At 55.7% G+C, this 25,714-nt stretch carries 23 protein-coding genes; 11 read left to right on the plus strand and 12 right to left on the minus strand.

The window, feature by feature from the left end; genetic code table 11:
* Positions 1-9 precede the first annotated feature (9 nt).
* The 3 genes from ssuD to ssuE are packed head-to-tail and all read right to left on the minus strand — an operon-like array spanning position 10 to position 2,682.
* Positions 10-1,155: an FMNH2-dependent alkanesulfonate monooxygenase gene (gene ssuD / locus ACEPLT_RS07345; RefSeq protein ID WP_023327036.1), complete on the minus strand. Its 1,146-nt coding sequence runs from the start codon at positions 1,153-1,155 to the stop codon at positions 10-12.
* Positions 1,152-2,114, minus strand: a complete 963-nt coding sequence (locus ACEPLT_RS07350) for a sulfonate ABC transporter substrate-binding protein (RefSeq protein ID WP_032674476.1) — start codon at positions 2,112-2,114, stop codon at positions 1,152-1,154. Before ACEPLT_RS07350 ends, ssuD begins: the two co-directional genes overlap by 4 nt.
* A complete protein-coding gene (gene ssuE / locus ACEPLT_RS07355; RefSeq protein ID WP_008499940.1) occupies positions 2,107-2,682 on the minus strand; it encodes an NADPH-dependent FMN reductase in 576 nt (191 codons plus the stop codon). Before ssuE ends, ACEPLT_RS07350 begins: the two co-directional genes overlap by 8 nt.
* Positions 2,683-2,931: 249 nt before the next feature.
* On the opposite strand from ssuE, the gene pyrD reads away from it, so the two are divergent.
* The gene (gene pyrD, locus ACEPLT_RS07360; protein WP_008499939.1) at positions 2,932-3,942 is read left to right on the plus strand and encodes a quinone-dependent dihydroorotate dehydrogenase; all 1,011 of its coding nucleotides are present in this window, start codon (positions 2,932-2,934) and stop codon (positions 3,940-3,942) included.
* A gap of 166 nt (positions 3,943-4,108) precedes the next feature.
* Positions 4,109-4,651 carry a cell division protein ZapC gene (gene zapC, locus ACEPLT_RS07365; protein ID WP_232928328.1) on the plus strand — a complete coding sequence of 181 codons (543 nt, stop codon included), beginning with the start codon at positions 4,109-4,111 and terminating at the stop codon, positions 4,649-4,651.
* On the opposite strand, the gene ACEPLT_RS07370 is transcribed toward zapC, so the two are convergent.
* Complete coding sequence (locus ACEPLT_RS07370; RefSeq protein ID WP_021240860.1) at positions 4,648-5,757, minus strand: YcbX family protein; 1,110 nt, start codon at positions 5,755-5,757, stop codon at positions 4,648-4,650. The two genes, zapC and ACEPLT_RS07370, sit on opposite strands and share 4 nt — an antisense overlap.
* Positions 5,758-5,855: 98 nt before the next feature.
* Here ACEPLT_RS07370 and rlmKL point away from each other — a divergent pair, with 98 nt between their 5' ends.
* From rlmKL to rmf, 6 genes are all read left to right on the plus strand, one after another.
* On the plus strand, positions 5,856-7,964 hold the full coding sequence (gene rlmKL / locus ACEPLT_RS07375) for a bifunctional 23S rRNA (guanine(2069)-N(7))-methyltransferase RlmK/23S rRNA (guanine(2445)-N(2))-methyltransferase RlmL (protein WP_447088340.1): 2,109 nt from the start codon (positions 5,856-5,858) through the stop codon (positions 7,962-7,964).
* Between the two features lie 12 nt (positions 7,965-7,976).
* A complete protein-coding gene (locus ACEPLT_RS07380) occupies positions 7,977-9,884 on the plus strand; it encodes an ABC transporter ATP-binding protein (RefSeq protein ID WP_008499935.1) in 1,908 nt (635 codons plus the stop codon).
* A 12-nt stretch (positions 9,885-9,896) separates the two neighbouring features.
* Positions 9,897-11,150, plus strand: coding sequence for a membrane integrity-associated transporter subunit PqiA (pqiA, locus tag ACEPLT_RS07385; protein ID WP_094943699.1), 1,254 nt, complete (start codon positions 9,897-9,899; stop codon positions 11,148-11,150).
* A gap of 4 nt (positions 11,151-11,154) precedes the next feature.
* Positions 11,155-12,795, plus strand: a complete 1,641-nt coding sequence (pqiB, locus tag ACEPLT_RS07390) for an intermembrane transport protein PqiB (RefSeq protein ID WP_008499933.1) — start codon at positions 11,155-11,157, stop codon at positions 12,793-12,795.
* Positions 12,792-13,358 carry a membrane integrity-associated transporter subunit PqiC gene (gene pqiC, locus ACEPLT_RS07395; protein WP_047745097.1) on the plus strand — a complete coding sequence of 189 codons (567 nt, stop codon included), beginning with the start codon at positions 12,792-12,794 and terminating at the stop codon, positions 13,356-13,358. The genes pqiB and pqiC overlap by 4 nt, the downstream gene beginning before the upstream one ends.
* A gap of 256 nt (positions 13,359-13,614) precedes the next feature.
* Positions 13,615-13,782, plus strand: coding sequence for a ribosome modulation factor (gene rmf / locus ACEPLT_RS07400; protein WP_013097261.1), 168 nt, complete (start codon positions 13,615-13,617; stop codon positions 13,780-13,782).
* Positions 13,783-13,852: 70 nt separating this feature from the next.
* Here the strand turns inward: rmf and fabA are convergent, their stop codons facing one another.
* Positions 13,853-14,371, minus strand: a complete 519-nt coding sequence (gene fabA, locus ACEPLT_RS07405) for a 3-hydroxyacyl-[acyl-carrier-protein] dehydratase FabA (RefSeq protein ID WP_008499931.1) — start codon at positions 14,369-14,371, stop codon at positions 13,853-13,855.
* A gap of 68 nt (positions 14,372-14,439) precedes the next feature.
* Positions 14,440-16,200, minus strand: a complete 1,761-nt coding sequence (locus ACEPLT_RS07410) for an AAA family ATPase (protein ID WP_032674479.1) — start codon at positions 16,198-16,200, stop codon at positions 14,440-14,442.
* 186 nt (positions 16,201-16,386) lie between these two features.
* Here ACEPLT_RS07410 and matP point away from each other — a divergent pair, with 186 nt between their 5' ends.
* A complete protein-coding gene (gene matP, locus ACEPLT_RS07415) occupies positions 16,387-16,839 on the plus strand; it encodes a macrodomain Ter protein MatP (protein WP_008499929.1) in 453 nt (150 codons plus the stop codon).
* Positions 16,840-16,903: 64 nt separating this feature from the next.
* Here the strand turns inward: matP and ompA are convergent, their stop codons facing one another.
* Positions 16,904-17,959 carry a porin OmpA gene (ompA, locus tag ACEPLT_RS07420; protein WP_023292865.1) on the minus strand — a complete coding sequence of 352 codons (1,056 nt, stop codon included), beginning with the start codon at positions 17,957-17,959 and terminating at the stop codon, positions 16,904-16,906.
* A gap of 354 nt (positions 17,960-18,313) precedes the next feature.
* Complete coding sequence (gene sulA / locus ACEPLT_RS07425; RefSeq protein WP_021240857.1) at positions 18,314-18,823, minus strand: SOS-induced cell division inhibitor SulA; 510 nt, start codon at positions 18,821-18,823, stop codon at positions 18,314-18,316.
* A 217-nt stretch (positions 18,824-19,040) separates the two neighbouring features.
* Here sulA and ACEPLT_RS07430 point away from each other — a divergent pair, with 217 nt between their 5' ends.
* Complete coding sequence (locus ACEPLT_RS07430) at positions 19,041-19,667, plus strand: TfoX/Sxy family DNA transformation protein (RefSeq protein ID WP_008499926.1); 627 nt, start codon at positions 19,041-19,043, stop codon at positions 19,665-19,667.
* Here ACEPLT_RS07430 and yccS read toward each other — a convergent pair.
* Positions 19,624-21,786 (minus strand): YccS family putative transporter, encoded by a 2,163-nt coding sequence (gene yccS / locus ACEPLT_RS07435; RefSeq protein WP_126348823.1) that lies wholly within the window; start codon positions 21,784-21,786, stop codon positions 19,624-19,626. The two genes, ACEPLT_RS07430 and yccS, sit on opposite strands and share 44 nt — an antisense overlap.
* Positions 21,787-21,805: 19 nt before the next feature.
* Positions 21,806-22,252, minus strand: coding sequence for a YccF domain-containing protein (locus ACEPLT_RS07440; protein ID WP_008499924.1), 447 nt, complete (start codon positions 22,250-22,252; stop codon positions 21,806-21,808).
* 123 nt (positions 22,253-22,375) lie between these two features.
* On the opposite strand from ACEPLT_RS07440, the gene helD reads away from it, so the two are divergent.
* Positions 22,376-24,430: a DNA helicase IV gene (gene helD, locus ACEPLT_RS07445; protein WP_045372990.1), complete on the plus strand. Its 2,055-nt coding sequence runs from the start codon at positions 22,376-22,378 to the stop codon at positions 24,428-24,430.
* 59 nt (positions 24,431-24,489) lie between these two features.
* Here the strand turns inward: helD and mgsA are convergent, their stop codons facing one another.
* Together mgsA and csgI are read right to left on the minus strand one after the other, a co-directional pair.
* Positions 24,490-24,948, minus strand: coding sequence for a methylglyoxal synthase (gene mgsA / locus ACEPLT_RS07450; RefSeq protein WP_008499922.1), 459 nt, complete (start codon positions 24,946-24,948; stop codon positions 24,490-24,492).
* A gap of 80 nt (positions 24,949-25,028) precedes the next feature.
* The gene (csgI, locus tag ACEPLT_RS07455; protein ID WP_008499921.1) at positions 25,029-25,691 is read right to left on the minus strand and encodes a curli synthesis inhibitor; all 663 of its coding nucleotides are present in this window, start codon (positions 25,689-25,691) and stop codon (positions 25,029-25,031) included.
* Positions 25,692-25,714: the final 23 nt, after the last annotated feature.

A 25,714-nucleotide genomic window follows, 5' to 3' on the forward strand; every position in this document is an offset into this window, starting at 1 on the left:
GATCCCTCCTTAGCTCTGTGCGGCTTTGCGTGGAATAAATTCGTTTGCCACGGCTTCGCCCTGCAGCTGGAGCTGCTGCGGCTGCGGAACCTCCGGAATGGCGACATCAAGATGCGGGAACAACAGCTCGCCGACCTTGTACGCCTCTTCCAGGTGCGGATAACCGGAGAGAATAAAGCTGTCGATACCCAGTTCGGCGTATTCATTGATGCGCGCGGCCACGGTCGGGCCGTCGCCGACCAGCGCCGTACCCGCACCGCCGCGCACCAGACCGACGCCCGCCCACAGGTTCGGGCTGATCTCCAGATTCTCGCGCTTCCCGTTGTGCAGGGACGCCATCCGGTGCTGCCCGACGGAGTCGGTTTTGGCAAACGCGGCCTGCGCTTTGGCGATGGTCTCATCGTCCAGATGAGAAATCAGACGGTCCGCCGCCCGCCAGGCCTCATCATTGGTTTCACGCACAATCACGTGCAGGCGAATACCGAAGCGCACCTTGCGGCCATGGGCGGCCGCTTTCGCGCGGACCTGAGCGATTTTTTCTTTCACCAGCTCAGGCGGTTCGCCCCAGGTCAGATAGAGGTCGACCTGCTCCGCTGCCAGATCCTGGGCTACATCCGACGACCCGCCAAAATAGAGCGGCGGGCGCGGCTGCTGCACCGGCGGGAAGTAGAGCTTCGCGTCGCGAACGTGAATATGCTTGCCTTCAAAGGTGACGGTTTCCCCTTCCAGCAGGCGTCGCCAGACGCGGGTGAACTCGGCGGAGGCCTCATAGCGTTCGGTATGGTCGAGGAACACGCCGTCGCCCGCCAGCTCCTGTGGATCGCTGCCCGTTACCAGGTTAAACAGGGCGCGGCCGTTGGACAGCCTGTCCAGCGTGGCCGCCTGACGTGCCGCCACGGTAGGGGAGACGACGCTCGGGCGTAACGCGACAAGGAACTTCAGACGCTGGGTGACCGGGATCATCGACGCGGCGACCAGCCAGGCATCTTCACATGATCTTCCGGTTGGGATCAGCACCCCGGTGAAACCGATTCGGTCCGCCGCCTGTGCAATCTGCTGCAGGTAGCCATGGTCAACCGGGCGTGAACCCTCTTCTGTACCAAGATAGTGTCCATCACCGTGGGTGGGTAAAAACCAGAAAAGATTCAGACTCATGATTTAGCTCCTTCTTTGCCTGCGGGTTGCCAGATGCGTTCGCGAATAGTGACCTGTTTTGGAACCAGGTGGTTTTGATAGAAGAGGTCAGCCGTTTGTTGCTGAAGTGCGGCGACGTGTGCGTCCACCGGCGTAATGGTGGTCGGCGGACGGTGGTTGAGATAGCTCGCGATCACCGGCTCAGGTAAGCCCATGGTTTTCGCCAGCAGGGCAATGCTCTCCTGACGCTGGCTCTGAGTCAGGGCATCGGCCTGGGTAAAGGTATCCAGCACGCCCTGAATAAATGCGCCGTTCTTTTCAGCGTAAGGGCGCGCGGCAAGATAAAATGAACCGGTCTGCTTCAGCGTGGTACCGTCTTTCAGCACGCGAACGCCACCCTGCAGCAATGCGGCGGAGTAGTACGGATCCCAGATGGCCCAGGCATCAACGTTCTTCTGCTGGAACGCGGCGCGCGCGTCAGCGGGAGTCAGGTAGACGGGCTGAATGTCGGTGAACTTAAGCCCGGCCTCTTGCAGAGCGCGTAGCAAAAGGTTGTGTGAGCTGGAACCTTTCTGGAAAGCGACCTTATGGCCTTTAAGATCGGCGACGCTTTTAATGTCGCTGTTTTCAGGCACCAGAATGACTTCGGCCTTAGGCTTTGGCGGCTCAACGCCAACGTAGAGGAGGTCCGCTCCCGCGGCCTGGGCGAATATAGGTGGGATATCGCCCGTGCTGCCGAGATCGATACTGCCCACGTTCAGGGCCTCCAGCATCTGCGGGCCGGCCGGGAACTCCACCCAGGAGAATTTGGTGTCCGGGAAGCGTTTTTCCAGAAGCTGGTGGCTTTTTGCCAGCACCATGCTGACGCTGCCTTTCTGATACCCGATACGTAAACTTTCCGGAGCCGTTTCTGCGGCATGGGCCAGCGAGGTAAGCGCCATCAAACCTGCCAGTCCGATGCGGGTTAACGTTTTAAACATGTGCGACTCCTTGAGGCTGACCAAACGCCGGGGCCTGGATATCCCGGCGATGCAGGGCATGCCAGAACGTTTCCAGAGCATTATCGAGGCGGGTTTGCAGGTTAGGCGTAAAGTGGGGTTTGTGTTGATAGTCGATGACCTGTGAGTCATCGGCGAAAACGCCGTGGAGGATCTCCTGCGCTTTCAACGCGTTCAGCACCGGCTTCAGGGCATAATCCACGGCCAGTAAATGGGCAACCGTACCGCCCGTTGCCAGCGGCAGCACCACCTTGCCGTCCAGCGCGCGTTCCGGAAGCAGATCGAGCAGGGTTTTCAGGGCCCCGGAAAAGGAGGCCTTATAGATGGGCGTTGCTACGATCAGGCCGTCCGCGCCGTTAAGTTGCTCAATGAGGGTTTTCAGCGCGGGGCTGTCGAAACGGGCGTAGAGCAAATCTTCAGGTTCGAAGTTATGCAGGTTCCAGTGGCACACTTCCACATCCAGAGCATTCAGTTTTTCACGGGCATATTCCAGCAGGGCGCTGGAGCGCGAAGGGAATCGTGGACTTCCGGCCAGGGTAATGACGCGCATACTTCCTCCTTATAACTAATTGTTTGCTTTTATCTAACATTCATAACAATTTTAAGGAGTGTGACACCGCGCGTTTATTCCACTAAATGATTTATCTGCAATTAAAATGCGAAAAAGTGCATAAGAAATGGACGGGGAGGTAAACGATTGCGTTTTACGCGGTTTTTTTTGCCGCAGGTCAATTCCCTTTCGCGATGGGATCGCCCATAATCCCCTCCCGGTTTGCACACCGGGAATCCAGGAGAGTTCATGTACTACCCCTTCGTTCGTAAAGCCCTTTTCCAGCTCGACCCTGAGCGCGCTCATGAATTTACATTCCAGCAATTACGTCGTATTACCGGCACGCCTCTGGCCGCGCTGGTGCGCCAGCATGTGCCGGTAAAACCTGTGCAGTGCATGGGGCTGACTTTTAAAAATCCGCTGGGTCTGGCGGCCGGTCTGGACAAAAATGGCGAGTGCATTGATGCCCTGGGCGCGATGGGCTTTGGCTCCATTGAAATCGGTACCGTCACCCCGCGCCCGCAGCCGGGAAATGACAAACCGCGCCTGTTCCGACTGGTGGAAGCCGAAGGGCTGATCAACCGCATGGGCTTCAACAACCACGGTGTTGATCACCTGGTCGAGAACGTAAAAAAAGCCCACTTTGACGGAATACTGGGCATCAATATCGGCAAAAATAAAGACACGCCGGTCGAGCAGGGTAAAGATGACTATCTGATTTGTATGGAAAAAGTCTACGCCTATGCCGGTTATATTGCGGTGAATATTTCGTCACCCAATACCCCGGGCCTGCGATCCTTACAATATGGTGAAGCGCTGGACGATCTTCTGAGTGCCATTAAAAATAAGCAAAATGAACTCCAGGCGATCCACCACAAATATGTTCCGGTCGCGGTTAAGATCGCCCCGGATCTTTCTGCCGAAGAATTGATCCAGGTTGCCGACAGTTTGGTTCGCCATAATATTGATGGTGTAATTGCGACCAATACCACGCTCGATCGTTCCCTCGTGCAGGGAATGAAAAACTGTGACGAAGCGGGTGGGTTAAGTGGCCGTCCGGTGCAATTAAAAAGCACCGAAATTATTCGTGCCCTGTCTGCGGAATTAAATGGCCGCCTGCCGATTATTGGCGTCGGCGGCATTGACTCCGTGATAGCTGCGCGTGAGAAGATGGCGGCGGGTGCGTCCCTGGTGCAAATCTATTCCGGCTTTATTTTTAAAGGGCCGCCGCTGATTAAAGAAATCGTTACGCATATCTAATCTTTTCTCGTAATCAGACAACCGGGGCTTTATTTCCAGCCCTGGTTGTTTTATATTCCGTCACTGTTGCTTATTTAGACATTATAGTCTTTTATTAATGGTGTTATAAACGAAGCGGCAAACAGGACATTTTTAGTACAGGACGTTTCGGGGACGGGAGAGAAACATGCGAATTAAACCTGACGATAACTGGCGCTGGTATTTTTGCGACGAGCATGACCGAATGATGCTCGACTTAGCCAATGGCATGTTGTTTCGCTCTCGTTTTGCCCGCCGAATGTTAACCCCGGACGCTTTTTCCCCGTCAGGCTTTTGCGTTCATGACGCTGCGCTTTATTTCTCCTTTGAGGAAAAATGTCGCGATCTGATGCTCTCGAAAGAGCAGCGCGCCGAGCTGGTATTAAATGCGCTGGTGGCTATCCGTTTCCTGAAGCCGCAAATGCCAAAGAGCTGGCATTTCCTGCCGCACGGCATGAACTGGACCCCGGCAACGGGCGATGCGGCCAGCGTCAACCTGAGCGATACCGCAGAAGAGGTGAGCCTGCTGGTGGTGGAGCCAGGCGAAAATGCCGCGCTCTGCCTGCTGGCCCAGCCTGGCGTGACGATTGCCGGGCGGACGATGCAGCTCGGGGATGCCATTAAGGTCATGAACGACAGGCTGAAGCCCCAGCTTCGCGTGGATGCCTTCAGCCTCGAGCAGGCGGTTTAAGCTTCCAGCTGTACGGACGTTTTCGGGACGCAGCTACAGCACAGTATTGTGCCGTCATTTCCAATTGCCGACTTTTTCAACGCACTCACTTCGCCATCCACCAGTCTGATACGACAGCATCCGCAAATGCCCGCGCGGCAGGAATAGGGTATGCGGATCCCCGCTTGTTCCAGCTGCTCAAGCAGCACCTGCTGGTTGTTACCCCGGATAACGTTGCCCTGCCAGTGAATATCTACCGCAGAGGCGACGTTGGTCTCAACGTCGACAAACTCCTCCTCCTGACCCGAGCCGTACACTCTCGCTGGCCCACGAGCAAGAATTTCGACCTCATCGCCGACGCGGATCGCGCCGCTGGAGCGTGGGATCAGGTTCTGGCCGAAATCGACATCGCCATTATCCTGCGCGGTGCGGAATGATTGCAGGGTTTTCAACGGTTCGCCGGAAGGATGCTTCTGGCCTTTCTCCGGGCTCACCGTGGTGAAAATGCAGCGGCTGCAGGGCTTCACCACGTCAAATATGACGCTGCCAATGCGGATCACTTTCCAGGTATCTTCGTCCCAGGCCTCGGCACCCGTCACCACCAGGTTCGGACGGAACTGTTCCATCTGAACGCTGGCTTTGCAGCGGCCCTGTAAATCACGCAGCGAGGCTTCGTTCGTCAGCAGGAACGGGAAGCCATCGGCGAAGGAGAGGGGAACGGCGTCGTGTCGCTTCACGCGACGCGTCAGTTCAGGTCCAACCCAGCGCAGCTGCACGTCGCGGGAGAAGAAGCCGCTTAACCAGCGGTTAATTTCATCCGGGGCGATGCGCGCGGTAAAGTGGTTCCCCCACACTTCCGTTGGCGCATCGACGGGCGCAAAATCAGCAAAGCGAATCACCGCGCTGGAACCGTCCGGCGCGGTAAGGTGCAAACCGTCGTGAAGCGGGGAAGGGGTAAAGCGAACCATCTGAGGGAACTGGCGTGCGGTAATAAACGTACCGTCAGGCTCGGTGACCATAAAAATGCGATCGAAGGCGAATCCGCTCATGTCGGCCAGCGCGTGAGAGACGCCGATGCCGCGCATGGATTTCACCGGATGAATAAAAAGCCTGGATAACGTCGCCACTGCACACTCCCTCGAATGAAAATAAGCCTTCAACTTTATGACATACACGCCATATTAGCTATAATGCGCGACAATTTTCTAAGAGTAAAAGTGACGATATGAATTCTCTGTTTGCCAGTACGGCCCGTGGGCTGGAAGAGCTGTTAAAAACTGAACTGGAAAGCCTGGACGCACAAGAGTGTCAGGTGGTTCAGGGTGGTGTCCATTTTGAGGGCGACACGCGGCTTATTTACCAGAGCCTGATGTGGAGCCGCCTGGCGTCGCGCATCATGCTGCCGATGAAGGAGTGCAAGGTTTATAGCGACCTTGACCTCTACACCGGCGTACAGATGATCGACTGGACAGAGATCTTCACCCCGAATGCCACCTTTGCGGTCCATTTCAACGGCGTGAACGACGAGATCCGCAACAGCCAGTACGGTGCCCTGCGCGTAAAAGACGCCATTGTGGACTGCTTTACGCGTAAAAATAAGGAACGTCCGAACGTCGATCGTGAAAACCCGGATCTGCGTATTAACGTCTGGCTGAACGGCGACACGGCGAGTATCTCTCTCGATCTGAGCGGTGCGGGCCTGCACCTGCGCGGCTACCGCGATCGTACCGGCATGGCACCCATCAAAGAGACCCTGGCGGCCGCCATTGTGATGCGCTCCGGCTGGCAGCCGGGCACGCCGCTGCTCGACCCGATGTGCGGTTCCGGTACACTGCTGATTGAAGCGGCCATGCTGGCCACCGACCGCGCCCCGGGACTCCATCGCGGCCAGTGGGGCTTCAAAGGCTGGGCGCAGCACGATGAAGCGCTCTGGAAAGAGGTCAAAGACGACGCGCAGACCCGCGCACGTAAGGGGCTGGCGGAATATACCTCTCATTTCTACGGCTCCGATAGCGACCCTCGCGTCATTGAGCGCGCGCGCAGCAACGCCCGCCGTGCCGGTATTGGCGAGCTGGTCACCTTCGAAGTAAAAGACGTGGCGAACCTGACCAACCCGCTGCCAAAAGGCCCGTACGGTACCGTGATCAGCAACCCGCCATACGGCGAACGTCTCGACAGCGAACCGGCGCTGATTGCCCTGCACAGCCTGCTTGGCCGCAACATGAAGGACCACTTCGGCGGCTGGAACCTGTCTCTGTTCAGCGCCTCGCCGGAACTGCTGAGCTGCCTGCAGCTGCGTGCCGACCGCCAGTTTAAGGCGAAAAACGGCCCGCTGGACTGCGTGCAGAAAAACTACCATCTGGCGGAGAAGGCGGCCGACAGTAAGCCGTCCGGCGTGGCGGAAGATTACGCTAACCGTCTGCGCAAGAACCTGAAGAAATTTGAGAAGTGGGCGAAGCAGGAGGGCATTGAATGCTACCGCCTGTATGATGCCGACCTGCCGGAGTACAACGTGGCGGTTGACCGCTACGCGGACTGGGTGGTGATTCAGGAATATGCGCCGCCGAAAACCATTGATGCGCAAAAAGCGCGTCAGCGCATGCTGGACGTTATTGCCGCCACCATCGCCGTGCTGGGTATTGCGCCAAACAAGCTGGTGCTGAAAACCCGTGAACGTCAGAAAGGTAAAAATCAGTACCAGAAGATGGGCGAGAAGGGCGACTTTATCGAAGTGGGCGAATATAACGCCCGCCTGTGGGTCAACCTGACCGACTATCTGGATACCGGCCTGTTCCTCGACCACCGTATCGCCCGCCGCATGCTGGGCCAGATGAGCAAGGGCAAGGACTTCCTGAATCTCTTCTCCTATACCGGCAGCGCCAGCGTGCATGCCGGTCTGGGCGGCGCGCGCAGCACCACCACGGTGGACATGTCCCGTACCTATCTGGAGTGGGCGGAGCGCAACCTGCGTCTTAACGGCTTAACCGGACGTCAGCATCGCCTGATGCAGGCTGACGTGCTGGGCTGGCTGCGCGACACCGACGAGCAGTTTGACCTGATCTTTATCGATCCGCCGACCTTCTCCAACTCCAAGCGCATGGAAGATAGCTTTGACGTTCAACGCGATCACCTGCGCCTGATGACCGACCTGAAGCGCCTGCTGCGTAAAGGCGGCACCATTATGTTCTCGAACAACAAACGCGGCTTCCGTATGGATCATGACGGCTTAGCAGCCCTGGGACTGAAAGCACAAGAAATCAGCCAAAAAACGCTGTCTCAGGACTTTGCCCGTAACCGCCAAATCCATAACTGCTGGTTGATTACCGCGGTCTGAAAGGAAAAATAAATGTCTTTAATTAGTATGCACGGCGCGTGGCTCTCTTTCAGCGACTCACCGCTTCTCGACAATGCAGAGCTGCACATCGAAGATAACGAGCGCGTCTGTCTGGTGGGCCGTAACGGCGCGGGTAAATCCACGCTGATGAAAATCCTTAACCGCGAACAGGGCCTGGATGACGGGCGCATTGTTTACGAGCAGGATCTGATTGTCTCCCGCCTGCAGCAGGATCCACCGCGTCACGTGACCGGCAGCGTGTACGATTTCGTGGCGGAAGGGATCTCCGAGCAGGCTGAATACCTGAAGCGCTATCACGAGATTTCGCATCTGGTGATGACCGATCCGAGCGACAAAAACCTCAACGAACTGGCAAAAGTGCAGGAGATGCTCGATCACCACGGTCTGTGGCAGCTTGAAAACCGCATTAATGAAGTGCTGGCGCAGCTCGGGCTGGAACCCGACATGGAGCTGTCGGCGCTCTCCGGCGGCTGGCTGCGTAAAGCCGCCCTGGGTCGTGCGCTGGTCAGCGGGCCGAAGGTGCTGCTGCTGGACGAACCGACGAACCACCTGGATATCGAGGCGATCGACTGGCTGGAAGGCTTCCTGAAAACCTTCAGCGGCACCATCATCTTTATCTCGCACGACCGTTCGTTTATTCGCAATATGGCGACGCGTATTGTCGATCTCGACCGCGGCAAGCTGGTGACCTATCCTGGCGATTACGACACCTATCTGCTGGAGAAAGAAGAAAACCTGCGCGTGGAAGAGCTGCAGAATGCGGAGTTTGACCGCAAGCTCGCGCAGGAAGAGGTCTGGATCCGCCAGGGCATCAAAGCCCGCCGTACCCGTAACGAAGGCCGCGTGCGCGCCCTGAAGGCGATGCGTCGCGAGCGCAGCGAACGCCGTGAAGTGATGGGCAGCGCCAAAATGCAGGTGGAAGAGGCGTCCCGTTCCGGCAAGATTGTCTTTGAAATGGAAAACGTTAACTATCAGGTTGACGGTAAAGTGCTGGTGAAAGACTTCTCGGCACAGGTTCAGCGCGGCGACAAAATCGCCCTGATTGGCCCGAACGGCTGCGGTAAAACCACGCTGCTGAAACTGATGCTCGGCCAGCTGCAGGCCGACAGCGGACGCATTCACTGCGGGACCAAGCTGGAGGTCGCCTACTTCGACCAGCACCGCGCGGAGCTGGATCCGGACCGTACGGTGATGGACAACCTCGCCGAAGGCAAGCAGGAAGTGATGGTGAACGGCAAGCCGCGCCACGTGCTGGGTTACCTGCAGGACTTTCTGTTCCATCCGAAGCGCGCCATGACGCCGGTGCGCGCGCTGTCAGGCGGTGAGCGCAACCGTCTTCTGCTGGCGCGCCTGTTCCTGAAGCCAAGCAACCTGCTGATCCTCGATGAACCGACCAACGATCTGGATGTCGAAACGCTGGAACTGCTGGAAGAACTGATTGACGGTTATCAGGGCACCGTGATGCTGGTCAGCCACGATCGTCAGTTCGTTGACAACACCGTGACCGAGTGCTGGATCTTCGAAGGTGAAGGGCGAATTGGTCAATATGTCGGCGGTTATCACGATGCAAAAGGGCAGCAGGCACAGTCGCTGGCGACGAAGCAGTCAAAGTCCAAAATAAGTTCTGAACCTGCTGTAACAAAAGCAGAAACTGTCAAGAAAACCTCGGCTAAACTAAGCTATAACCTGCAGCGCGAACTGGAGGGGCTGCCGCAGCGTCTTGAAGAGCTGGAGGCTGCGCTTGAGGATCTGCAAAAACAGGTTGCTGATGCGTCATTCTTTACCCAATCGCATGACTATACTCAGAAAGTATTGGCTGAAATGTCCGCGGCTGAAAAAGCCCTGGAAGACGCCTTTGAGCGCTGGGAGTACCTTGAGTCTCTGAAAAACGGCGCATAACAGGGATAACATATGTGTGACCAGCACCATGCCGACAGGCATATTTTATGCTCGCAATGCGATATGCTCGTGGCGTTGCCAGAGCTTGGTCACGGACATAAAGCCCTGTGTCCACGCTGTGGCGCGACGTTGACAACCGAGTGGGACGCGCCGCGGCAGCGTCCCACTGCTTACGCGCTGGCAGCACTGTTCATGCTGCTGCTCTCTAATCTCTTCCCCTTCATCTATATGAAGGTGGGGGGGATCACCAGTCAGGTGGATCTGCTTGAAATCCCGGGCGTGATGTTCTCGGAAGATTACGCCAGCCTGGGGACCTTCTTTCTCCTGTTTGTCCAGATAGTCCCGGCTTTTTGCCTGGTCGTCATCCTTTTGCTGGTGAACCGCGTCAGGATGCCGGCACCGCTGAAAATCCGACTTGCGCGTATTCTGTTTCAGCTCAAAAGCTGGGGGATGGCGGAGATCTTTCTGGCGGGGATCCTGGTCAGTTTCGTGAAGCTGATGGCGTACGGCGACGTGGGGATTGGCAGCAGCTTTATTCCCTGGTGTCTGTACTGCGTTCTGCAGCTGCGCGCTTTCCAGTGCGTGGACAGACGCTGGGCGTGGGATGATATCGCCCCGGCACCGACGCTTGCGCAGACGGTGAAGGTCGGCGTGCCCGGCATTCGTCAGGGGCTTCGCTCGTGCCCGTGCTGTACCGCCGTGCTGCCCGCCGATCTCGACGTTTGTCCGCGCTGCGAAACAAAGGGGCACGTACGCCGTAAAAATAGCCTGCAGTGGACGATGGCGCTGCTGGTCACGTCCGTCATGCTGTATCTGCCAGCCAATATTCTGCCAATCATGATCACCGATTTGCTCGGCGACAAAATGCCCTCGACGATCCTGGCCGGGGTGATACTGCTCTGGGGCGAAGGTTCCTATCCGGTCGCTGGCGTCATTTTTATCGCCAGTATTATGGTGCCTACCTTAAAAATGATCGCCATCGGCTGGCTCTGTTGGGATGCAAAAGGTCATGGGAAACGCGACAGCGAACGCATGCACCTGATTTATGAAGTGGTCGAGTTTGTCGGACGCTGGTCAATGATTGACGTGTTTGTCATCGCCGTTCTCTCTGCGCTGGTGCGGATGGGCGGTTTGATGAGTATTTATCCTGCGATGGGGGCTTTAATGTTTGCACTGGTCGTGATCATGACCATGTTTGCGGCCATGACCTTCGACCCTCGTTTATCGTGGGATCGTGAGCCTGAATCAAGCCATGAGGAAGAGTAAGAGCATGGAAAATAAGAGTGGAGAGGCGAAAGTGCAGAAGGTCAAAAACTGGTCTCCGGTGTGGATTTTTCCCATCGTGACTGCGCTGATCGGTGCCTGGATCCTGTTTTATCATTACAGCCATCAGGGGCCGGAAGTGACGCTGATAACCACCAATGCCGAGGGGATTGAGGGCGGTAAAACGACCATCAAAAGCCGTAGCGTGGATGTGGGCGTGGTGGAAAGCGCAACCCTGACCGATGATTTAACCCATGTGGAGATTAAGGCGCGTCTGAATGCCGGCATGGAAAAACTGCTGCACGGCGATTCCGTTTTCTGGGTCGTTAAGCCGCAGGTGGGGCGTGAAGGGATCAGCGGCCTGGGGACGCTGCTCTCGGGTGCCTACATTGAGCTGCAGCCGGGCGCTAAGGGTAACCAGCCGGCCCAATACCAGCTTCTGGATTCACCGCCGCTTGCACCGCCTGATGCCAAGGGCATCCGCGTGATCCTCGATAGTAAAAAAGCGGGTCAGCTCACGGCGGGCGACCCGGTTCTGTTCCGCGGCTACCGCGTCGGGTCGGTTGAGAAAAGCACGTTTGATCCACAGAAACGCGCGATCAGCTATCAGCTCTTCATTAATGCGCCAAACGATCGCCTGGTCACCAGCAACGTCCGCTTCTGGAAAGACAGCGGGATCGCGGTAGATCTGACTTCGGCAGGCATGCGCGTTGAAATGGGTTCGCTGACCACGCTGTTTGGTGGCGGCGTGAGTTTTGACGTGCCGGAGGGCCTGGATTTAGGGCAGCCGGTCGCAGAGAACACCGCGTTCCGTCTCTTTGACGATCAAAAAAGCATTCAGGATGCGCTCTATACCGATCACGTTGACTTCCTGATGTTCTTTAAAGACTCCGTTCGCGGCCTGCAGCCGGGGGCGCCTGTTGAGTTCCGCGGCATTCGTCTCGGTACGGTTGGGCAAGTGCCGTTCTTCGTTCCGGGCCTTCAGCAGGTGCTGGATGATGATTACCGCATTCCGGTACTGATCCGCATTGAACCAGAGCGTCTGCTTAATCAGATTGGTGAAAATCAGGATATCGCGACTCATATCACCCAGCTGATGGAACGCGGTCTGCGCGGGTCGCTGAAAACCGGCAACCTGGTCACCGGTGCGCTGTATGTGGATATGGACTTCTACCCGAAAGCACCGCCGATTACCGGTATCCGTGAATTCGGTGGCTACAAGATCATCCCAACGGTGAGCAGCGGTCTGGCGCAGATCCAGCAGCGTCTGATGGAGACGCTGGATAAGATCAACAATCTGCCACTGAATCCGATGATTGAAGCGGCAACAAACTCGCTGAGCGAAAGCCAGGCAACGATGCGCCGTCTGCAAACCACGCTGGATAACATCAACAAGATTACGGCGAGCCAGAGCATGCAGCAGCTGCCGCAGGACATGCAGAAAACGCTGCGTGAGCTGAACCGCAGTATGCAGGGCTTCCAGCCGGGATCAGCGGCCTATAACAAGATGGTGGCAGATATGCAGCGTCTTGATCAGGTCCTGCGTGAACTGCAGCCGGTGCTGAAAACGCTCAACGAGAAGAGCAATGCGCTGGTGTTCGAAGCGAAAGATAAAAAGGATCCTGAGCCGAAGAGGGCAAAAGAATGAAAAAATGGCTATTGATGGTTGGCGCTCTGCTGTTAACGGCATGCAGTTCAGGGGGAGATAATAAAAGCTATTATCAGCTGCCTGTGGCAACCCACAGCGGTGGGCAAAGCACGGCCAGTCAGGGAAACCGTCAGCTGTGGGTTGAGCAGGTCGCCGTGCCGGATTATCTGGCAGGAAACGGCGTGGTCTATCAGACCAGCGACGTGAAATACGTGATAGCGAGCAACAACCTGTGGGCCAGCCCGCTGGATCAGCAGCTGCGCAACACGCTGGTGGCCAATCTGGGCAGCCAGCTTCCGGGGTGGGTAGTCGCATCGCAGCCGCTGGGTAACGATCAGGATACGCTGAACGTCACCGTAACGGGCTTCCACGGCCGTTATGACGGTGCGGTGGTCATCAGCGGGGAGTGGTTGCTGAACCATCAGGGGCAGCTGATTAAGCGTCCTTTCCATCTGGAGCTGAAGCAGCAGAAAGATGGCTATGACGAAATGGTGAAAGTCCTGGCTCAGGGATGGGCGCAGGAGTCGGCCAGTATCGCGAGAGAGATTTCCCGGCTGCCATAAGTAAAATTCATCATCAGAAACCGCAATCGGTCTGTCGCTGATTGCGGTTTTTTTTTCGTTTTCAACTCAGGTTGTTACTTGTGCCACGTCACAATTTTTGTACAAATGAACTTCCAGCTAGCTCACAAATATGACACCCGTATGAATTTTGAACATTGACGATGCGACTAATTCGGGGTATTCGTTATCTGTGCCTGTGCAGATAGTGCAGACACTGTTTTCTTTCCACCAGACAAAAGAATGAGGGAAACGAGGCATGAAGAGACAGAAACGAGATCGCCTGGAACGGGCTCATCAACGTGGTTATCAGGCCGGCATCGCTGGACGTTCTAAAGAAATGTGTCCTTATCAGACGATAAATCAAAGGTCACAATGGCTTGGAGGCTGGCGAGAAGCCATCGGCGACAGGGCACTCATAGCCTGATAACGTCTCTTTCAAAAAAGAAACCTCCGCAATGCGGAGGTTTCGCCTTTCTGGAGGTGCGAAAGCACGATCAGAACGCGGACGTGTCCTGGAACAGGCCAACCTTCAGGTCGCTTGCGCTATAGATCAGACGACCGTCTACCAGCACTTCGCCATCTGCCAGGCCCATAATCAGGCGGCGGTTAACGATGCGCTTGAAGTGAATACGATAGGTCACTTTCTTCGCCGTAGGCAGAACCTGGCCGGTGAATTTTACTTCGCCCACGCCCAGCGCGCGGCCTTTACCTTCACCACCCAGCCAGCCCAGATAGAAGCCAACCAGCTGCCACATTGCATCCAGACCCAGACAGCCAGGCATTACCGGATCGCCAATAAAGTGGCAGCCGAAGAACCACAGGTCCGGGTTGATATCGAGTTCTGCTTCTACGTAACCCTTATCGAAGTTGCCGCCGGTTTCGGTCATTTTCACGACACGGTCCATCATCAGCATGTTCGGGGCCGGTAACTGTGGGCCTTTCGCGCCAAACAGTTCACCGCGACCAGAGGCAAGAAGATCTTCTTTTGTATAGGATTCGCGTTTATCTACCATGTTCTCAGTAAGCCTTATTTTAGTGAAGGACGCAGGATAGCTAACACGTGTACGCTGAACAAGTCCGATCAGTTCGAACTAAACCAGCCCAGCCAGCGTAACGGCCATGGATAACGGTGACGAGCATCCTGCTGTGTTGCCTGAGCAATGCGCTCCTGGATAGTCTGCATCAGGGTGGTTTGCCCTTCGCCATCCCATACCAGGTTTGTCAGTAAGGGTAGTGCATCCTCAATCCCTTCGATGGCCCAGATAGCGAACTGCTCTTGTTCAACCGCATCCAGAATCTCCTGACTGAGGCTTAAATGGCGTGCGTTGGGAGCCGGAATAATCACACCCTGCTTGCCGTTTAAACCGCGCTGCTGACAGATAGAGAAGAAGCCTTCAATTTTTTCGTTGAGGCCACCCACAGGCTGCGCACGGCCAAATTGATCCACCGAACCGGTGATCGCGATGTTCTGATTGATGGGCACTTCCGCCAGGGCGCTGATTAAGGCACACAGTTCAGCCATAGAGGCGCTATCGCCATCCACTTCGCTGTAGGACTGCTCAAACGTCAGCGAGGCGGAGAAGGGGATCTGCTGCTCAAGCTGCAGTTCAGACATCAAAAACGCCTGCATGATCATCATGCCTTTGGCGTGAATGTTTCCGCCCAGCTCGGCTTTGCGTTCGATGTCGGTAAACTCGCCGTCTCCAATATGCACAACGCAGCTAATACGGGACGGCTCCCCGAACGCGCGCGGATGGCCAGGGAATTCAATCACCGACAGGGCGTTGATCTGTCCGACGCGTTCGCCTTCGGTTTCCACCAGAATTTGTTCCAGCAGAATTTCATCCTGCATACGGTCAGCAAGATAGCCTTCCCGCCACTCACGCTGAGCCAGCATCTGGGTGAGCTGCTCCCCGCTGAACGCACCGCTACCGCTCACCACGCCCACTTCACGCAGCTGTTTGCCGATCCAGAGCGGGCAGAGTGGCAGCGTTTCCTGGTCACCGGTATAACGCACCGCTTCGCGGATCAGGCCTGGCCATGCGTCAGCCGCAGGCGTTGGCAGCGCAAAACGTTCAGCAACGGCCATCACCCACTGGCACCACTGCGCCATATCGTCGGCATCGGCAATCTGGATATTGTCTTCGTATTCGCTATACACCGCCTGTTCAGCCAGTTCAGGCTCCATTTCCTGGAAGTCTGCCAGCGATTCACGGTCGCCCGTCAGCACAACGGTTAATGACAGCGGCATAGACGGAACCGAGACAGGCAGAGGACGAGACTCATCGTAGCCAATCCAGTCGAAACGCTGCTGATGCACGATGGTTTTCAGACGCATCCACAGCAGCGGCTGCGAGAGCAGGGTACGCAGCGAGATGATCAGGACACCGCCATTTGCGCGATGTACCAGCCCAGGCTGCAGCGAAAGCTCGCCGTTAAACTGGCGCAGACAACCAAAGAGTTGTTCAGCCTCGACCCAGTTCGCGGTAATCACCTCGCCCTTAGCGGCAAAAAGGCCGTCGGCCTGCGCCGCCGGTTCGAAAGTAACATCATGTCCAGCGATACGATACTGGCCGCCAAAAACGGCGTTCGCTTCCGGCTTTAGCTGACGCACGGCATCCCCGAACAACGTCAGGTATTCCGCTTCTTCCGGGGCTTTGAGCAGCATGAAAGGCGCAGTTGCCCAGGGGCTTAATACCTGCTCCAGCGCATAATGCAAACGGGGCTGCGTATCGCTAAGGATGAATTCGTGTTCTTTTGCGAGATCTGGCTGTGCAAACAGTTCCTGATAACTTTCGGTATCCGGAACAAGGTCACGCCATGCAAGTTTCGTAATGGTCAAAGTTGATGTTTTTTAGTCAGATGTAAAAGCGTGGAGTATACCGTAAGCGGGGGGCTGTACCCAAGCAGGATTGGGGATTTCGACAGGGTGATTGGCTGCATTCACTCACAGGATATGATTTCTTTTCAGCAGATTGCTAAAAAACTGATATTCTGAACAGAGTTACGTGGTAACACTGAGATCGCAATGAAATATCAACAACTGGAAAATCTCGAAAGCGGCTGGAAATGGAAGTACCTGGTCAAAAAGCACCGTGAAGGGGAGCTGATCACCTGCTACATCGAAGCCAGCGCTGCGCAAGAAGCCGTGGATATTTTGCTGACCCTCGAAAACGAACCGGTACAGGTCAACGGCTGGATTGAGAAACACATTAATCCTGCGTTGTTAAACCGGATGAAGCAAACTATCCGCGCGCGACGCAAACGGCATTTTAATGCTGAGCACCAGCACACTCGCAAAAAATCAATCGACCTGGAATTTGTTGTCTGGCAGCGCCTGGCCGGGCTGGCACAACGACGGGGTAAAACGCTGTCGGAAACCATCGTGCAGTTGATTGAGGATGCAGAACATAAAGAGAAGTACGCCAACCAGATGTCGACACTGAAGAATGACCTTCAGGCGCTGTTGGGTAAAAAGTAGTTTTTTACTTTTCTTCAGACAATAAAAAACCCCGCATTGCGGGGTTTTTTTATAAGACGATAACTTATGCCGCTGGCTGAGTTACAACGTCTTTGATGCCTTTAACTTCGATCTCTACGCGACGATCTGGAGCCAGGCAGTCGATCAGTGCAGCGCGAGCTTTCACGTTGTCACAGGTGTTGCCAGTAACTGGGTTAGCTTCGCCCATACCACGTGGGGAGATCTTGTTAGCTGGGATACCTTTAGAGATCAGGTAATCAACAACAGACTGAGCACGTTTCTCAGACAGTTTCTGGTTGTAAGCGTCAGAACCGATGCGGTCGGTGAAGCCCAGAACCACTACAGAACCGTCTTTAGGATCCAGGTTGCTCAGCTGGGTGTACAACTGATCCAGTGCCTGCTGGCCTTCTGGTTTCAGAGTCGCTTTGTTGAAGTTGAACAGAACGTCAGACTTCAGAGTGAAGTGCTTGGTCTGTACTTCTGGAGCTGGAGCCGGCGCTGGAGCAACAACTGGAGCTGCTTCTTCCTGCTGGCCGAAACGGTAGGAAACACCTACGCTCAGCATGCCGTTGTCTGGACGAACACCAACGGTGTTGCCGTCGCCGATGTTGTTAACCCACTGGTATTCCAGACGGGTAGCGATGTCACGGGTCATAGCCCACTCAACGCCACCAGCGAATACTGGGGAAACACCGGTGTCATGGTCGTCGCCAGCGATGCTGTTGCTGGAGTCAGCGCGCCATACCATGCCGCCCAGACGGGTGTACACGTCCAGATCGTCAGTTACTGGGTAACCCAGTTTAGCGGTCAGCTGAACGCCCTGTGCTTTGAAAGCGCCGTTTACGGTGTCGCCTTTGTATGGCATACGACCTAACCAGTCGTAACCCATTTCAAAACCAACATACGGGTTAACCTGATAGCCACCGAACGCACCTGCACCAAGCTGGCTCTCGTGAGTTGGGCCATCATTGTTCAGGCTGCTGTTGTACCAGCCGGTGTCGTGGAACTGAGACCAGCCCAGTTTACCACCTGCATACCAGGTATTATCTTTCGGAGCGGCCTGCGCTACGGTAGCGAAGCCAGCCAGTGCCACTGCAATCGCGATAGCTGTCTTTTTCATTTTTTGCGCCTCGTTATCATCCAAAATTCGCCATGAAAGTCTCAAGAGAGAATCACGGTTAAATCCTTCACCGGGGGGCGTGGTCAAATATAAATCTACCGATATCTTCGGCTTAGGCCGAGCACCCCTGGCGATGTAAAGTCTACAACGTAGCTGAAAACTTACAAGTGTGAAGTCCGTCAGGCATATGAAAAAAAAAGTTCCGTATACCGATTATTTAACATTTTTTGAGCGAATTTTGTGCAATAAAATTAAGGAGAACCGCACCAGACAAGCCTTGCCGCAATTTTAAGGCCGGGAACTAAAATCCCATCTTGCGGTCAAAAAAAATTCCAGGAAAAATCTTAATTTCACTCAATGATACAAATTTGAGTGAATTTTTAGCCCAGAAAGTTGTCCTCTGCGGTAAGAATCCGATCGAACCGGACGCATAATGAACCCGATCGCATTCCCTTCTTCAGCGGCTTCAGTCAGTCGGAAATGTTCCTCTTCCGTCAATTCTTCCGGTAACCAGCCAATCACCACGCTGTAATTTCCTGTGCGTAACGCGCGAATCATCGACTCAACGGTATCGCAAGGCGGAAGTTGATTAATCTGCATGACCTTGGTCAGCGGAAGGCCTGCGGATTGAACCCACTCGCGACTCAGCTTTTGCTGAGGCGTGAGCCAAAGCTGCCAGCGCGATTGCTGACCGAGCTGTTGTAATAATGGCAGTAAAAGAAGTTGCGTTAACAAGGGCTGGTCTTCACGATAAACCACTTCACTGATAAGCCCTGTGGAAACACGCTCGACGGAATTCTGCGCGACATTGCCTGCAGCAGAAGAGAGAGAGGTTGCGCGATTTGCATAGCCTGAAGTGTGCATATTCATTCCAGCCCTGTAGTTACTGTATGGATATACAGTAACCCCTGTATGCCCAAAGATCAACCTCATTTTCGGAAAGCGACTCGCAAAATTCATTCAATCTTGATGCCCCTCGAAAAATCATCTTGCTCAACGACGATAAGTTGCCTATTTTCCTGCTAACGGATCCGCTAGTAAGAAATTTCGTTGTTAGCCTATGATTTTGAAGGGAAATATCATGAAAAAGATATCTTATGAACGGATTTATAAATCCCAGGAATACCTCTCTCCGTTGGGCGAGATTCATCATCGCGCGCTGTTTGGCGGTTACACCCTGGCAGTGGATGATGCGGTCTTTGCCATGGTGTCCGATGGCGAACTTTACCTTCGCGCGTGTGAAGAGAGTGCAAAATACTGTGTAAAAAATGCTTCCTCCTTCTTGACGTTGATGAAGCGAGGCCGCCCGGTACTGCTCAACTATTATCGTGTGGATGACGGATTATGGCAGGACAGGGAGCGGTTGCTTCAGCTCTCCTCGTTTGCACTCAGTGCGGCAAGGAAAGAGCGCTACCAGCGTCATCAACGAACCCGTCTTAAGGATCTGCCGAACCTGACCTTTCAGCTTGAAGTTTTGCTCTTTGAAGCCGGTATCACCAATGAAGAAACGCTGCGGGCGCTGGGCGCCAGAGCGAGCTGGCTGAAGATGCGGGCAAAGAATAAAGCACTCAGTATAAAAGTCCTCTTTGCGCTGGAAGGGGCTATCGAAGGGCTGCATGAGGCGGCGCTCCCGGCAGGTATCCGCCGGGAACTGACGGAGTGGTTTAATGCGCTGCCTGAGCCGCAGGAGAGTCGTTCCTCCAGGTAGCGATGTGCTGTTGCAGACGGCAAATTTCAGGCAGCAGAGCGATCAGCAGGCCTATCTGCTGAAGAACCAGCGGCGCTTTGCTGTCGTTTCCCGGGTCAAGATGCGCAATGCGTTGAGCCAGTTCATCCAGAGCCTGTCGAACGCGCGGTTCATCGGCCGGGCGGTGATGAAGCGCATCATCGACATAGCAGACGGCGTCATCGAGGAGGTTGAGAACCGCCGGGTTAGTGAGCTTTTCGCGGTGGGCCCCCAGCGTCGAAATATAGCTGGTGAAGGTATGGTTCAGGCAGAGCAGGCGGAACGCTGTCTCACGAATCTTAGCCGTGGCGCGCGGCTCCGTTGACATGTTAGAGACCACGGAGGCCAGTTCAGCATCACTGTTGTGCGCGTCGCGACGTGCTATCCGGTAAGCCAGACGGTTATCGCGGCCCTGGTGGTACTGCTCCAGAATTGCGTCAAGGTAACGACAGTTGGCATTCATCGCCCTGTCTACCACGCGCGGCAAATTGCGAAAACGCCAGTCCGGCCAGATAAAGCTGACCGCGGCCCAGGCAATCGCGCAGCCAATCAGCGTATCAATCACGCGTGGCAGGGCGACTTCAAACCCTTCACCCAGCAGATTAAAGCAGAGCAGCACCAGCAGCGTGATGAACATGGTGGCATGGGCGTACTGCACGTTGCGAAACGCGAAAAACAGCACGCCGGTGATCACGATCAGAATCAGTTGCCCTTCGACGGAAGGCACGAAATAAAGCACCGGCAGGCCGATTGCGACGCCGACCAGCGTGCCGATAATGCGCAGCGCAAGACGGTGTCGGGTGGCGTTATAGTTCGGCTGGCAGACGAACAGGCTGGTCAGCAGGATCCAGTAGCCATGATGCAGCCCGGTTATCTGGATAAAGGCATACCCCACGCACAGCACCAGCGACATTCTCACCGCGTGGCGGAAGAGAGCCGACTCCGGGGTAAAGTTGCGGCTCAGGCGTAGCCACATATCGCTAAAACTGTGCACGCTGTCATCAGCAAGCTGATTGTCGACCTCACTGCCCGGAAGCGCCATCGCCTGCTCGGACTCGATGGTCGCCAGCTGAGCATCAATTGCCCGCAGGTTGTTGAGCAGAAAGCCCAGCGCTTTGATGTGTTCCGGTGACGTTCCGCTGGCCTGAACGCGGTCGAGCGCTGCGTCCAGATGGCTAAATACGCGTTCAAAACGTGGGTCATGCTGATAGGGTGTGCGCAGCAGAATGGAGCGCGAGAGCTGCTGGCACGCCTGGGACTGCATGGAGAGCAGGCGCTGGAAGCGGAACATCACGTCGCTGTAGCGGAACTTCTCGCGCAGGGCGGCATACTGGACGTGCGAGGAGCTGGCGCGTTCATGAATGTCCTGGGCGGCAAAATAGTAGTGTAAGGTTCTTCGCGTTCCGCGCTGACCACGATCGCCGCGCAGACGGGTCAGCAGAGAGGCTTTTGTCTGGTTAAGGGTGGCGACCAGTTGACCATTTGCCAGCGCCAGATCGTAGAGCGGCGCCTGGCTTTCTTCCTCGATATCCGGGTCGAACAGCCGGGATTTCAGTTCAAGATAGTGGGCTAGCTGCTCAAAGCTGCGGGCAAGGTTGTCCTGCAGAGGACGAACAGGGAAGATCAGATGACCGGTTAAGGTCAGCAGGTTATACCAGATGGCGCCGAGCAACAGCAGAACCGGCTGCTGGTACCACTGGTCGTAGAGGGATGCGCCCAGCATGGTATAGATGGCGATCAGCAGGGCGCCAAAAGCGATAGTGGCATAGCGCTGCCCGAGGCCGCCCAGCAAAATAAACCCGCTGGTTGAGAGCGTCAGACCCAGGGCAAACAGCCAGGGCCAGGGGAAAAGTAACTCAACGGACGCTGACGCAATAAAAAAGCAGACGAGCGTGATGACCAGGTTGCGTAAACGCCCGGCCAGACGATCGTCCAGGTCCGCCAGCGCCCCGGCCACGACGCCCAGCGTGAGCGGGATGGTGAGCTTGACGTCATTCAGCCACCAGGGCAGGGCAACCGTGCCGCAAAGTGCGATAAATATCCTGACGTTATAAAGCCAGGTGCTGTTCCAGGTATAACGGCGAAGCAGTGGGCTTAGCATAAACGCGGCCAGTCCTTAGTTACTGAAAACGACGACGCGCATTGGCTTCACGCGCCGCCTGGGCCACTTCGACCGGAACAACCCTGCGCCCGACGGGCCAAAGAGCGATAGCGGCGATCTTAAAGTTCGCGATCCCCACCGGAATACCAATAATCGTGATGCACTGCGCAATACCCGCAAAAATATGCATGATGCAGAGCCACCAGCCGAAGAAAATCAGCCACAGAATGTTAAGCAGGGTACCCCCCGTATTCATCAGGGCGTTTTTGCTCTCCGGATTCAGCTCGTCAACGTGGATGGCTTCATTCCCGTAGGGGACGAAGGAGAGTTTTGTGATTTCCCAGCAGGAACGGGTCAGGGGGAGCGTGAAAATCAGGACGATGCTCACCAGCGTGGCAAAAAGCCAGGAAAGGGTGGTGGCAAAACCGCCCAGCACAAAATTCAACACATTCAGAACGGTACGCATAAACCCTCACTTCCTTTCGATAAAATTAACGCCCAATGATTGTAACGTTTTTTTAGGCTGGAGCACCTTAAAACTGGCAGTTACACTGTCAGGTAAATTATCTCTTCGTGGATTTGGCGGAACATGGAACTGAAAGCAACGTCGTTAGGCAAACGTCTGGCGCAACACCCTTACGACCGGGTGGTTCTCCTTAATGCCGGGGTAAAAGTCTCTGGAGAACGCCACGAATACCTTATTCCGTTTAATCAGCTTCTGGCTATCCACTGCAAACGCGGGCTGGTGTGGGGCGAACTCGAGTTCGTACTGCCTGACGATAAAGTCGTGCGTCTTCACGGCACCGAGTGGGCAGAAACCCAGCGTTTCCATCATCACCTGAACGCGCTCTGGCAGCAGTGGAGTCAGGATATGAGCGTGATTGCCGCCGGAGTGCTTCAAAAGGTGCTGGACGATATCGCGCAAAGCAACGCGCAGCATTCGTGGCTCACCCGTCAGCAGACCGCCGGGTTGCAGCAAAAGATCCGGCAGGCACTCTCGGCGCTGCCGTTATCCGTGGCGCGTCTTGAGGAGTTTGACAATTGTCGCGACGCCTGGCGCCAGTGCCAGGCCTGGCTGAATGATAAGGATAAAAGCCGACTCGCCCATAATCAGGCCTGGACGGACGCCATGCTCACCCAATACGCCGACTTTTTCAGTACGGTGGAGTCTTCTCCGCTTAATCCGGCTCAGGCGCGCGCGGTGGTCAACGGCGAGCAGTCGCTGCTGGTGCTGGCGGGGGCCGGTAGCGGTAAAACGTCGGTGCTGGTTGCGCGTGCCGGCTGGCTGCTGACGACCGGGGAAGCGGTCGCCGATCAAATTCTGCTTCTGGCCTTTGGCCGCAAGGCGGCCCAGGAGATGGACGAACGGATCCAGGAACGTCTGCATACCCGGGATATCACGGCCAGAACCTTCCATGCCCTTGCCCTGCATATTATTCAGCAGGGCAGTAAAAAAGTGCCTGCTATCAGTAAGCTGGAAAACGACGCGCAGGCGCGCCTGGCGCTGTTTATCAAAACGTGGCGCCAGCAGTGCAGTGAGAAAAAGGCGCAGGCGAAAGGGTGGCGCCAGTGGCTCGAGGAGGAGCTCAACTGGGACGTGCCGGAGGGCAGCTTCTGGCAGGATGACAAACTGGCGCGTCGGCTGGGTTCACGGCTTGACCGCTGGGTCAGCCTGATGCGAATGCACGGCGGAACGCAGGCAGAGATGATTGAAAGCGCGCCGGAGGCGATCCGCGATCTGTTTTCGAAGCGGGTCAAGCTGATGGCGCCGCTGCTGAAGGCCTGGAAAACCGCGCTGAAAGCGGAAAATGCCGTCGATTTTTCCGGCCTAATCCACCAGGCCATCATCATTCTGGAGAAGGGGCGCTTTGTCAGCCCGTGGAAACATATTCTGGTGGATGAGTTCCAGGACATCTCTCCGCAGCGCGCAGCCCTGCTTTCGGCGCTACGGGCGCAAAATAAGCATACTTCGCTGTTTGCGGTGGGTGACGACTGGCAGGCCATCTATCGCTTCAGCGGGGCGCAGCTTTCGCTGACGACCGCATTCCATCACTATTTTGGCGAAGGCGATCGCAGCGATCTGGACACCACCTACCGCTTCAATTCACGAATTGGTGAAATCGCCAACCGCTTTATCCAGCAGAACCCGCATCAGCTGGCAAAGCCGCTCAATAGCCTGCGGGCAGGGGATAAAAAAGCTGTGACCCTGCTGGCGGAAGACCAGCTGGAACCGCTGCTGGACAAGCTCAGCGGCTACGCGAAGCCTGATGAACGTATCCTGGTGCTGGCGCGATACCATCACCTCAAACCCGAGGCGCTGGAAAAGGCGGCCACCCGCTGGCCGAAGCTGCAGCTTGAATTTATGACGATTCACGCCAGCAAAGGGCAGCAGGCCGACTATGTGATTGTTATGGGGCTGAAAGAGGGGAGCGACGGTTTCCCGGCCCCGGCCCGCGAGTCGGTCATGGAGCAGGCCCTGCTGCCGGTGCCGGAAGACTTTCCGGATGCCGAAGAGCGGCGTTTGCTGTATGTGGCCATGACCCGCGCGCGCCATCGCGTCTGGCTGCTGTTCAATAAAGAGGAGCCATCCGTGTTTGTCGATATTTTGAAGAGTATTGATGTGCCGGTGGCGCGGAAGCCATAACGCCGCTGGGCAAGGATGGGTAGGCCGGGTAAGGCGTAGCCGCCACCCGGCAAAAAAAGCTACTTCAATCTCTCTGAAAGATAACGCTGATAGTCCGGAATAAGGATATCTACCGGCGAGTTAAACTGCGGCGATTCGATGATGAAATCCGCCGTCGAGAGGTTTGTCGCCACCGGAATATTCCACACCGTCGCCAGGCGCAGCAGGGCCTTGACGTCCGGGTCGTGCGGAACCGCGTTTAGCGGGTCCCAGAAGAAGATCAGCACATCAATCTTCCCTTCGGAAATCTGTGCGCCGACCTGCTGATCGCCGCCCATCGGGCCGCTCAGCATGGCGTTTACCTCCAGACCCGTTTCGCGCTGGATCAGGTTACCGGTGGTGCCGGTCGCCGACAGGGCGTGCTTTTCCAGCAAAGACTGATGGCGGCGAACCCAGTTAAGCAGCATTTGTTTACAGTGATCGTGCGCTACCAGAGCAATGTGTTTGCGTTCCGGGAGCGTGCGTGTTGTCAGTTCCATAATCATATCCATCAGGTTAACTGCCTACACGATGACGGGAACCGTCTGACGCTGCAAGAGAAAGGCGTAAAAAATGTGGCTTATGATGAAGGTTGTTGTTTTGCCCATTGTAAAAACCGGGCCCGCGTGTCGGCATCGGCCTGCTGGAACCAAAATTTAAGGCGCTGTTCCGTCAGGGCCTGGGACTGGGGGGGAATGACGTCCAGTTCAGAGACGCCGGAAAGCAGCGTACTGTCGTCGGCCATCATGGTGGCAAACTGAGGAAGCGACGCGCGTTTACCGGCTTTGTTATAGGTCTGCGTCGCGGCCTCGTAGTCCGGACCTTTCGGTGAAGTCGTCAGCGCCAGAATATCCAGCTTCGCCGGAATCGGCATCGCATCCCCGTCCAGCAGTTCAATGCGGGGAGACGCGTCGAAGGCCGCTGATTCCTTCTCCGTTTCAAGGCGTGGCAGGGTAATATTCACCTGACTGATTTGTCGGGTATTAAAGCTGACGATCAGCGGCGGGGAGATGTACATCCGTTGCTCGTGATTGGCCAGACCGATCGATTTTTCTACGCGGAATACCAGCTGATGCGGTCCGTTATCCAGCTCGATACTGTCCGCACCGCGCAATAACGAACTGGAGACCTTTTTTCCGTCCAGTACCAGAAGATCAATATCGGTAGAGAGCCGGAGCGTGGTCGCAAAAACGCAGACCGGCATCACTAATGCAATCAGAGCAGTGGCAATACCGGTTTTCATAGAAGGCTCCCGTCAGAAATCCT

Source organism: Enterobacter sp. fkY84-1, from assembly GCF_052974705.1.